This is a genomic window from Actinomadura sp. NPDC048032 (assembly GCF_040653175.1).
GTDB lineage: Bacteria > Actinomycetota > Actinomycetes > Streptosporangiales > Streptosporangiaceae > Spirillospora > Spirillospora verrucosospora.
Genome location: NZ_JBEZJP010000283.1, coordinates 1 through 10737 on the forward strand (window position 1 = coordinate 1; position 10737 = coordinate 10737).

The window sequence follows — 10737 nt, forward strand, 5'->3', positions numbered from 1 at the left end:
CGCACTGCCGCGCGGCCGGAGCCGGCCCCCCGGCCGGACCGGGGGGCGGGTCGCGAACTTTGCGAAGTGCGCGACCGGCCTTTGCGTTCCCCGAAAGGGGCGGAGACGGACACTGGAGGAGGTTCCGTCCCCGGGGAGGCCGGCATGTTCGATCTGATGACCCGCCACTGGTGGGTGCTCGCGCTGCGCGGCACGTTCGCGATCATTTTCGGCATCGTCGCCTGGGTGTGGCCGGGCATCACCGTCTTCGCGCTGGTGGTGCTGTTCGGCGCGTACGCCCTGGTGGACGGCGTGTTCGCGGTGGCGCAGGCGATCCGCGGCACGTCCGGAGGGCCGCGCGGCCTGCTGGCCCTGTCGGGGGCCGCGGGGGTCGCGCTCGGCGTCGCGGCGCTGGTGTGGCCCGGCATCACCGCGTTCGTCCTGCTCATGCTGATCGCCGCCTGGGCGGTCGCCACCGGCGTGCTGGAGATCGGGGTGGCGCTCGCGATGCGCAAGCAGCTCAAGGGCGAGTGGGCGTACGTGCTCACCGGCGCCGTCTCGCTGATCTTCGGGATCATGCTGTTCGCGTGGCCCGTCTCCGGCGCGATCGCCATCGTCTGGCTGATCGGGCTGCTGGCCGTCCTGACCGGTGCCGCCATGATCGGCGCGGCGTTCCGGCTGCGCCGGCTCGGCCAGGCCGCCGAGCGCCCGGGCGGGCCGAGCCCGGCCGCCCAGTACCGGCCGGGCCCCCACTACTGACCTGGTCGTCGCCCGCCAGGGCAACCTCAAGCGCGGTTGAGGAACGCGTAGGATCCGGTGCATGACGCGGCTGGAGCACCGGGTGCACGAACTCACCGTCGGGCAGCTCGCCGAGCGGAGCGGCGTGGCCGTCTCGGCGCTGCACTTCTACGAGTCCAAGGGACTGATCAAGAGCCGCCGCACGGCGGGCAACCAGCGGCGGTTCAGCCGGGACACGCTCCGCCGGGTCTCGTTCATCAAGGTCTCGCAGCGCGTCGGGATCCCGCTCGGCGACATCCGCGACGCGCTCGCCACCCTCCCCGAGGAGCGCACCCCCACGGTGGCGGACTGGGCGCGCCTCTCGGAGCGGTGGCGCGGCGACCTCGACGCGCGCATCCGGCAGCTCGAACGGCTGCGCGACGACCTCACCGACTGCATCGGCTGCGGCTGCCTGTCGATCAACAAGTGCGCCCTCGCCAACCCCTACGACCGGCTCGGCGACGAGGGGCCCGGGCCGCGCCGCCTGCTCGTGCCGGCGGGCGCCGGGGAGCCCGCGCCCCGCCCGGCGGACGGGACGCGGGCCTCCGGGGCGGACGGCTGCGCGCGCGTCTGCGCTCCGGGGAGCGACCCCGCCTAGCGGCGGCGGGGATCGCGCCCGTGCGGGTCGATGCGCCGCGGGGCCGGCTCCCGCCCCGCCGGCTGCGTCACCGGCGGGCGCACCGGGATCTGCTCGATCGGCAGCTCGACGGGCTCGTCGGCGAGCGTGAACCGCTCGCCGTGGTGCCACAGCGTGAGGCCCCGGCCGTCCAGCAGCTCGTAGCGGGCCGCCTCGCCCGTCACGCTGACCTTGATCCGGTTGCCGCGGTACCGCATCCGGAACGCCAGCCGGCTGATCCCGCCGGGCAGCCGCGGCGCGAACCGCAGCGTGCCCCTGCCCGCCCGCATCCCGCCGAACCCGGCGACCAGGCCGCTCCACGCGCCCGCCATCGAGGCGATGTGCAGCCCGTCGCGGGTGTTGTGGTTCAGGTCGTGCAGGTCCATCAGCGCGGTCTCGCCGAGGTAGTCGTGCGCCAGCTCCAGCTGCCCGACCTCGGCGGCGACGACCGCCTGCGTCTGCGCCGACAGCGAGGAGTCGCGGACGGTCAGGCCCTCGTAGTAGGCGAAGTCGCGCTCCTTCTGCTCCTCGGTGAACGCGTCGCCGCACAGGTGCAGGGCGAGCACGAGGTCGGCCTGCTTGACCACTTGCTTGCGGTAGAGGTCGAAGTAGGGGTAGTTCAGCAGCAGGGGATAGTGGTCGGGTTTGGTGGCCGAGAAGTCCCAGCGGGCGTGGTTGGTGAAACTCTCGCTCTGCGGATGGACGCCGAGACGCTCGTCGTAGGGGATGAGCATCGCCGCCGCCGCGTCCCGCCACGACGCCGCCTCCTCGGCGTTCACGCCGAGCCGGTCGGCCACGTCCGGGTGGCGCATCGCCGTCTCGGCGGCCTCCTGGAGGTTCCGGCGCGCCATCAGGTTGGTGTAGACGTTGTTGTCGACCACCGCGCTGTACTCGTCGGGGCCGGTGACCCCGTCGATGCGGAACACCCCGCCCACGTCGTGGTGGCCGAGGCTGCGCCACAGCCGGGCCGTGTGGACCAGGATGTCCAGGCCGATCTCCCGCTCGAACTGCTCGTCCTGCGTGGCGTCCACGTACCGGACGACGGCGTCGGAGATGTCGGCGTTGATGTGGAACGCCGCGGTGCCGGCCGGCCAGTAGCCCGAGCACTCGTGCCCGCGGATCGTGCGCCACGGGAACGTCGCGCCCTCCAGCCCGAGCTGGTTGGCACGGTCCCGGGCCAGCGGCAGCGTCATGTGCCGCCAGCCGAGGGCGTCCGCCGCGGCGCCGGGGGAGGTGTAGGTGAGGACCGGCAGCACGAACGTCTCGGTGTCCCAGAACGTGTGCCCGTCGTAGCCCGGCCCGGTCAGCCCCTTGGCCGGGATCATGCGGCGCTCCGCGCGGGCGCCGGCCTGCAGGACGTGGAACAGCCCGAACCTGACCGCCTGCTGGATCTCGGCGTCCCCGTCGACCTCGACGTCGGCGCCCTCCCAGAACTCGTCGAGGTACTCGCGCTGCTCGTCCAGCAGGCCCTGCCAGCCGGTCTGCCGCGCGCCCGCCAGCGCCCCGACCACCTGGTCGTGCAGCGCGGGACGCGACCGCCGGCTCGACCAGCCGTAGGAGATGTACTTGACGATGCGCAGCCGCTGCCCCGGCTCCAGCCGCGTCGCGACCGTCAGGCGCCCCACGTCCTTGGAGCTCTCGGTGTCGATCGCCATCGACTCCGGGCCCTCGATGTCGTGCGACATCCCGGCGGCCATCCGCAGGCCGCTCTGCCGCGTCCGGTGCAGCAGCAGCACCTTGGTGCCGTTGGCGACGTGCTCCTCGCCCACGAGCGGGCTGCTCAGGATCGCCGACTCGCGCGGGTCCTTGCCGCCGCCGGGCAGGGCCTCGTTGGCCACCAGCTCCGACTGGGCGACGACCCGGACCGCCTCGTCGACCGGCTCGACCTCGTAGCAGATCGCCGCGACGGCGCGCTGGGTCAGCGACACCATCCGGACCGAGGTCACTTTGATCGTCCGGTCGGCCGGGGAGGTCCACTCCACGTGCCGGGTCAGCGTCCCCGCGCGCATGTCGAGGATCCGCTCGTGGTGGTGCAGCCGGCCGTAGCGCACGTCGAGCGGCTCGTCGTCGACGAGCAGCCGGATCACCTTGCCGTTGGTGACGTTGATGACCGTCTGGCCCATCTCGGGGTAGCCGTAGGCGGTCTCGGCGTGCGGCAGGGGGCGCTGCTCGTAGAAGGAGTTCAGGTAGGTGCCAGGGAGCCCGTGGGGCTCGCCCTCGTCGAGGTTGCCGCGCATTCCGACGTGCCCGTTGGAGAGGGCGAACACCGACTCGGTCTGGGCCAGCCGGTCCAGCCGCAGCTCCGGCTCCCGCACGCACCACGGCTCCACGGAGAACACGGGCCGGTCGGCCCCGGCCTGGCCTTCGTGCGTGCTCACGGCGCCTCCAGCAGCTCGGACAGGTCGTCGACCACCACGTCGGCGCCGTGCTCGGCGAGCGCCTTCGCGTGCTCGTCGCCGACCCGGTTGACGCCGACGACGTAGGCGAACGCTCCGGCCCGCCCCGCCTGGACGCCGGCGAGGGCGTCCTCGAAGACCACCGCCTTGCCGGCCGGGACGCCGAGCTCCTCGGCCCCCGCGAGGAACGTGTCGGGGGCGGGCTTGCCGGGCAGGTTCCGCTCCGCGGCGACGACGCCGTCGACGCGCGCGTCGAACAGGTCGGTGATGCCGGCCGTCCGCAGGACCTGGACGGTGTTGGCGCTGGAGGAGACCACGGCCGTCTTCAGCCCCGCCTCCCGCGCCTTGCGGACGTAGTCGATCGAGCCCTCGAACGTCTCGACGCCCTTCTCCTCGATCAGCTTCAGGACCAGGGCGTTCTTGCGGTTCCCCAGACCCCTGATCGTCTCCTTCTCGGGCGGGTCGTCCGGATCGCCCTCGGGCAGGGAGATGCCGCGCGACTCCAGGAACGAGCGCGTCCCGTCCTCGCGCCTCTTGCCGTCGACGTACCGGCCGTAGTCGCGCACGGGGTCGAACTCGGTGAACGCCTCACCGGTCCGCTCCGCCCGCTCGCGCAGGTAGCCGTCGAACATCTCCTTCCACGCCGCCGCGTGAACGGCCGCGGTCCGGGTCAGCACCCCGTCGAGATCGAAAAGACACGCGGCCGCCTCGTCCGGCAGTCCCAGCATCGCACCCCCAGGTAGATGGCACTATCGATAGTGGTCCTCAACGCGCGGCCCTTTCCCGCGCCGGGCGCGGGCATGCGGGCCCGGGCGCTCGAACGGGGGGATCATGAGCCGCGTACAACCCCTTGGTCAGGGTCGCACACGAGGAGGAGTGAGCCAATGCAGAAGGCGCGAATCGGTGTCACCGGGCTGGCGGTGATGGGGCGGAACCTGGCCCGCAACCTCGCCCGGCACGGGCATCCCGTGGCCGTGCACAACCGCACGTCGGCCAAGACCAAGGCGCTGGTGGAGGAGTTCGGCGACGAGGGGACGTTCCTGCCCGCGGAGACGCCGGAGCGGTTCGTGGAGTCGCTGGAGCGGCCCCGGCGGCTGGTCGTCATGGTGAAGGCGGGCGGCCCGACCGACGCGGTCATCGACGAGTTCGCCCCGCTGCTGGAGCCCGGCGACATGATCGTCGACGGCGGCAACGCGAACTTCGCCGACACCCGCCGCCGCGAGGCCGCGCTGCGCGAGCGCGGGATCCACTTCGTCGGCACCGGCGTCTCCGGCGGCGAGGAGGGCGCGCTGCACGGCCCGAGCATCATGCCGGGCGGCTCCGCCGAGTCCTACGAGGCGCTCGGCCCGCTGCTGGAGGACATCTCCGCCAAGGTCGACGGGACGCCGTGCTGCACGCACGTCGGCCCGGACGGCGCCGGGCACTTCGTGAAGATGGTGCACAACGGCATCGAGTACGCCGACATGCAGCTGATCGCCGAGGCCTACGACCTGCTGCGGCACGCCGCCGGGCTCGCGCCCGCCGAGATCGCCGAGGTGTTCCGCACCTGGAACACCGGGCGCCTGGAGTCCTACCTGATCGAGATCACCGCCGAGGTCCTCGCGCACACCGACGCGTCGACCGGCAAGCCGTTCGTGGACGTCGTCCTGGACCAGGCCGAGCAGAAGGGCACCGGCCGCTGGACCGTGCAGACCGCCCTCGACCTCGGCGTCCCGGTGGGCGGCATCGCCGAGGCCGTGTTCGCCCGGTCCGTCTCCGGCCACGCCGCGCTGCGCGAGGCCGCCCGCGGCCTGCCCGGGCCGTCCCGCACGGTCATGGCGGGCTCCGGCTTCGCCGACGCCGTGGAGAAGGCCCTGTACGCATCAAAGATCGTGGCGTACGCGCAGGGGTTCCACGAGATCCAGGCGGGCAGCGCCGAGTACGGATGGAACATCGACCTCGGCGCGATGGCCACCATCTGGCGCGGCGGCTGCATCATCCGGGCCCGGTTCCTGGACCGCATCCGCGCCGCCTACGAGGCCGACCCGCAGACGCCGACGCTGCTGACCGACGACCACTTCGCCGAGGCCGTGGGCGACGCCCAGGGCGCCTGGCGCGAGGTGGTCGCCGCCGCCGCGCACATCGGCGTCCCCGCGCCCGGCTTCTCCACCGCCCTGGCCTACTACGACTCGCTGCGCGCCGACCGCCTGCCGGCCGCGCTCACCCAGGGGCAGCGCGACTTCTTCGGCGCCCACACCTACCGCCGCACCGACCGCGACGGCTCCTTCCACACCCTCTGGGGCGGCGACCGCACCGAGGTGAGCGCCTGACGTAGCTCAGGGCTCCTCGTCCGGGTCCAGTTCCACCCCGGCGATCGGGTCGCCGCCGCGGGTCCCGCTCTCGGCGTCTCCCTCGTACCCCTCTTCGGCGCTCTCGCTGCCCGGGACGACCCGCTCGTGCGGCTGGTCCTCCAGCCCGGAACTGGCTCCCGGGCCCCGGTCCTCCGGCTCCTTCTTGTCCATCCGTTCGGCTCCTCTCGCGTTCCTCGATTCGTTCAGCCCTTTGTTGCCGCACGGTCCGTCCCTAATCACGGCGCGGGCGCCGCGGCCTTAAGGTCGTGGGGTGGAGATACCGGGGGACGACGAGATCCGGGCGCTGCACGAGCGGTACGCGCCGGGGGAAGCCGCGTTCGAGGCCGTGTGGACGCACTGCGTCATCGTGAGCGAGATCGCCGAGCGGATCGTGGACGGGGCGGGGCTCGCGGTCGACGCGGACCTCGTGCGGGCCGGGTGCCTGCTGCACGACCTCGGCGTCTACCGGCTGTACGGCCCGTCCGGGGCGATCGACCTCAGCGGCTACGTCCGGCACGGGGTGCTCGGTCACGAGATCCTCCGGAACGAGGGGTTCCCAGAGGAGATCTGCCGGTTCTGCTCGTGCCACACCGGGGTGGGGTTGACCAGGGAGGACATCGCGCGGCAGCGGCTTCCCGTGCCCGCCGGCGACTACGTGGCCGCGACCGGCGAGGAGCGGCTCGTCATGTACGCCGACAAGTTCCACAGCAAGACCGATCCGCCGACCTTCGTGTCCGCCGCCGCGTACGCCGGCCGCGTCCGGCGGTTCGGGGAGGAGAAGGTCTCCGTGTTCGAGGCGATGCGGGAGTCCTTCGGGGAGCCTGATCTCGAACCCCTCATGGCGAAGTACGGCCACGGGCTGGTCTAGGACGGGGGGCCGCGTCCGGCGCGGGCAGTGGGTGATCGGGGGCAGGATGGAGGGGTGAGCCTTATCGATGAGCTTCCCTCCGGAAACGACACCGACGCCGACTCGCTGTTCGAGGCGTTCGAACGGTGGGTGTCGGGGCGCGGGATCACGCTGTACCCCGCCCAGGAGGAGGCGCTCATCGAGGTGGTGTCCGGCGCGAACGTGATCCTCTCCACGCCGACCGGGTCGGGCAAGAGCCTGGTGGCGGCGGGGGCGCTGTTCGCCGGGCTCGGCCGCGACCAGGTCGGGTTCTACACCGCGCCCATCAAGGCGCTGGTGTCGGAGAAGTTCTTCGACCTGTGCGAGATGTTCGGGCGCGACAACGTCGGGATGATGACCGGCGACGCCAGCGTGAACGCGGACGCGCCGATCATCTGCTGCACGGCCGAGGTGCTGGCGAACATCGCGCTCAGGGACGGCGCGGACGCCGACATCGGCGTGGTCGTGATGGACGAGTTCCACTTCTACGCCGAGCCCGAGCGGGGCTGGGCGTGGCAGATACCGCTGCTGGAACTGCCGCAGACCCAGTTCCTGCTCATGTCGGCCACCCTCGGCGACGTCTCGTTCTTCCAGAAGGACCTGACGCGGCGGACGGGGCGGCCGACGGCCCTGGTGACGTCGGCGGAGCGGCCCGTGCCCCTCATCTACGACTACCGGGTGACGCCGCTGCACGAGACGATCGAGGAGCTGCTGGCCGAGCAGAAGGCGCCGATCTACCTGGTGCACTTCACGCAGGCGGCGGCGATCGAGCGGGCGCAGGCGCTGATGAGCATCAACGTGTGCACCAAGGAGGAGAAGGCGCGGATCGCCGAGCTGATCGGCAACTTCCGGTTCACCACGAAGTTCGGGCGCAACCTGTCGCGGTTCGTCCGGCACGGCATCGGGGTCCACCACGCCGGGATGCTCCCCAAGTACCGGCGGCTGGTGGAGCGCCTCGCGCAGGCGGGCCTGCTGAAGGTCATCTGCGGGACCGACACCCTGGGGGTGGGGGTGAACGTCCCCATCAGGACCGTCGTGTTCACCGCGCTCAGCAAGTACGACGGGCACCGGGTGCGGCGGCTCAGGGCGCGGGAGTTCCACCAGATCGCCGGACGGGCGGGACGGGCCGGGTTCGACACGGTCGGGTTCGTCGTCGCGCAGGCGCCCGAGCACGTGGTGGAGAACGAGAAGGCGCTGGCCAAGGCCGGCGACGACCCGAAGAAGCGGCGGAAGGTCCAGCGCAAGAAGCCGCCGGAGGGGTTCGTCGGCTGGGACGAGGACGTCTTCAAGAAGCTGCAGGAGGCCGCGCCGGAGATGCTCCGGTCCCGGTTCCAGGTCAGCCACGCGATGCTGCTGTCGGTGATCGCGCGGCCGGGCAACGCGTTCCAGGCCATGAAGCGGCTGCTGACCGACAATCACGAGGAGCCCGCGGCGCGGCGCAGGCACATCTCCCGCGCCATCGCGATCTACCGGTCGCTGCTCGCGGGCGGCGTCGTCGAGGTGCTGCCGGAGCCGGACGACGCCGGCCGGTACGCGCGCATCACCGTCGACCTCCAGGAGGACTTCGCGCTCAACCAGGCGCTGTCGACGTTCGCGCTCGCGACCTTCGAGATCCTCGACCCCGCGTCGCCGTCGTACGCGCTGGACGTGCTGTCGGTGATCGAGGCGACGCTGGAGGACCCGCGGCAGATCCTGGCCGCGCAGGTCAACAAGGCGCGGGGCGAGGCCGTCCAGGAGATGAAGGCCGAGGGCATCGAGTACGAGGAGCGGATGGAGCTGCTCCAGGACGTCGACCACCCGAAGCCGCTGGAGGACGTGCTCGGCGCCGCCTACGAGGTGTACCGGGCCGGGCACCCCTGGGTCGGCGACCACCCGCTGCGCCCGAAGTCGGTCGTGCGCGACATGTACGAGCGGGCGATGACGTTCACCGAGTACATCGGCCACTACGAGCTGGCGCGGGGCGAGGGGCTCGTCCTGCGGTACCTGTCGGGGGCCTACAAGGCGCTGCAGCAGACCGTCCCGGAGTCGATCAAGACCGACGACCTGATCGACCTGATCGAGTGGCTGGGCGAGCTGGTCCGGCAGGTCGACTCCAGCCTGCTGGACGAGTGGGAGCAGCTCGCCAACCCCGCCGCCGAGGACCTGGACGAGCCGATCGAGGAGCGCGTCACCAGGGTCACCGCGAACGCGCGGGCGTTCCGGGTGCTGGTGCGCAACGCGATGTTCCGCCGGGTGGAGCTGGCGGCGCTGGAGCGCTACGGCGACCTCGGCGCGCTGGACCCCGACTTCGGCGCCGACGCGTGGGCGCAGGCCATGGACCGCTACTTCGAGGAGCACGACGAGCTGCTCACCGGGCCCGACGCGCGGGGGCCGAAGCTGCTGCAGATCGAGGAGGTCCCGGAGGACGCGCTGTGGCGCGTCCGGCAGGTCTTCGACGACCCGGAGGGGCACCACGACTGGGGCGTCAGCGCCGAGGTCGACCTCGCGGGCTCCGACCAGGAGGGCGAGGCCGTCGTCCGGGTGACCGGCGTCGACAGGATGTAGGAGGACGTATGGTGCGGGTCGCGGTGGCGCAGTTCGCGCCCGGAACCGACAAGGACGAGAACCTGGCGGCGATCGGCGGGCTCGCCGCCGAGGCGGCCGGGCAGGGCGCGCGGGTCGTGGTGCTTCCCGAGTTCTCCATGTTCACCGCGCCGAAGATGGACCGGCGTTTCGTCGACTCGGCCGAGCCGCTGGACGGCCCGTTCGTGGCCGGGCTCGGCGAGCTGGCACGGCGCCACGGCGTCCACGTCGTCGCGGGAGTGAACGAGCGGCTGGACGACCCGGACCGCATCTCCAACACGCTCGTCGCCGTCGCCCCCGGCGGGGGCGTCGTCGCCGAGTACCGCAAGATACACCTGTACGACGCGTTCGGGTACGAGGAGTCGGCGCTGGTGCGGCCCGGCGAGATCGGCGAGCCGCGGACCTTCGCCGTCGACGGCGTCACGTTCGGGATGCAGACCTGCTACGACGTGCGGTTCCCCGAGGTGACGCGGCGGATCGTGGACGCGGGCGCCGACGTCCTGGCGCTGCCCGCCGAATGGGTTCCGGGGCCGCTCAAGGAGGACCACTGGCGGACGCTGGTGCGGGCCCGGGCGATCGAGAACACGATCTACGTGGCGGCCGCCGACCAGTGCGCCCCGACCGGCGCGGGCAACAGCATGGTCGTCGACCCGATGGGCGTCGTCGTGGCCGCGCTGGGGGAGGGGACCGGGGTCGTGTCCGGGGACGTCTCGCCCGAGCGCGTCAAGGCCGTCCGCGCGAAGAACCCGGCGCTCGACCTTCGCCGCTTCACCGTCACCCCGGCCGAGGGCTAGAGGGGCCCCGGCCGCGAAGTCCGGCGTGACCAGGAAGTCCTCCGGCGCGGGTTGCGGCGGTCGGTGTCGGCCTTCTCCGCGTTGGCCGGGAAAATCGCCCTGCGCGCGCGGCGGCGCCCCTAGCCAAGGTATCGAGCTGGCAACGGTTGCGGCGCGTCTCCGTGTTCGGACGGGTGCGCAGCGTGACCATCGTGGGGTGCGCCTTTCTTCCAGCCTTCCGCCCGCCGGGTTCACCCGCGGCGAGCCCCGGCCGCCCGTCCGCCGTCCGAGCCGCCTGTCGGCGGTCGTCGCGGCGCTCGCCCTCGCCGCGGGGCTGTTCCTCGTCATCGCGTACGGGTCGACACGGGTCGCGCCGGCCCGTCCGGCGGACGGCGTCACCACGCCGGGGGGGGCGGCC

Annotated in this window: 10 protein-coding genes; 7 read left to right on the plus strand and 3 right to left on the minus strand. The window is 72.5% G+C overall.

Annotated features, from left to right (window positions below; all coding sequences use genetic code 11):
* Positions 1–144: 144 nt before the first annotated feature.
* Positions 145–738, plus strand: coding sequence for an HdeD family acid-resistance protein (locus tag AB0C69_RS28905; RefSeq protein ID WP_345175257.1), 594 nt, complete (start codon positions 145–147; stop codon positions 736–738).
* Positions 739–799: 61 nt separating this feature from the next.
* Positions 800–1354 (plus strand): redox-sensitive transcriptional activator SoxR, encoded by a 555-nt coding sequence (gene soxR / locus AB0C69_RS28910; protein ID WP_345175255.1) that lies wholly within the window; start codon positions 800–802, stop codon positions 1352–1354.
* Here soxR and AB0C69_RS28915 read toward each other — a convergent pair.
* Positions 1351–3750, minus strand: coding sequence for a glycosyl hydrolase family 65 protein (locus AB0C69_RS28915; protein WP_345175253.1), 2400 nt, complete (start codon positions 3748–3750; stop codon positions 1351–1353). The two genes, soxR and AB0C69_RS28915, sit on opposite strands and share 4 nt — an antisense overlap.
* Entirely contained in the window at positions 3747–4496 is a 750-nt protein-coding gene (locus AB0C69_RS28920; RefSeq protein ID WP_345175251.1) for a beta-phosphoglucomutase family hydrolase, read from the minus strand. The genes AB0C69_RS28915 and AB0C69_RS28920 overlap by 4 nt, the downstream gene beginning before the upstream one ends.
* Before the next feature lie 156 nt (positions 4497–4652).
* Here AB0C69_RS28920 and gndA point away from each other — a divergent pair, with 156 nt between their 5' ends.
* A complete protein-coding gene (gene gndA / locus AB0C69_RS28925; protein ID WP_360358321.1) occupies positions 4653–6077 on the plus strand; it encodes an NADP-dependent phosphogluconate dehydrogenase in 1425 nt (474 codons plus the stop codon).
* A 6-nt stretch (positions 6078–6083) separates the two neighbouring features.
* Here the strand turns inward: gndA and AB0C69_RS28930 are convergent, their stop codons facing one another.
* Positions 6084–6269 (minus strand): hypothetical protein, encoded by a 186-nt coding sequence (locus AB0C69_RS28930; protein WP_345175247.1) that lies wholly within the window; start codon positions 6267–6269, stop codon positions 6084–6086.
* A gap of 100 nt (positions 6270–6369) precedes the next feature.
* On the opposite strand from AB0C69_RS28930, the gene AB0C69_RS28935 reads away from it, so the two are divergent.
* From AB0C69_RS28935 to AB0C69_RS28950, 4 genes are all read left to right on the plus strand, one after another.
* Positions 6370–6966: an HD domain-containing protein gene (locus tag AB0C69_RS28935; protein WP_360358322.1), complete on the plus strand. Its 597-nt coding sequence runs from the start codon at positions 6370–6372 to the stop codon at positions 6964–6966.
* Positions 6967–7020: 54 nt separating this feature from the next.
* The gene (locus AB0C69_RS28940) at positions 7021–9528 is read left to right on the plus strand and encodes a DUF3516 domain-containing protein (RefSeq protein ID WP_360358323.1); all 2508 of its coding nucleotides are present in this window, start codon (positions 7021–7023) and stop codon (positions 9526–9528) included.
* A gap of 8 nt (positions 9529–9536) precedes the next feature.
* Positions 9537–10340, plus strand: a complete 804-nt coding sequence (locus AB0C69_RS28945) for a carbon-nitrogen hydrolase family protein (RefSeq protein ID WP_360358324.1) — start codon at positions 9537–9539, stop codon at positions 10338–10340.
* A gap of 196 nt (positions 10341–10536) precedes the next feature.
* On the plus strand, positions 10537–10737 hold a 201-nt coding region (locus AB0C69_RS28950; RefSeq protein WP_360358325.1), incomplete at its 3' end, for a hypothetical protein.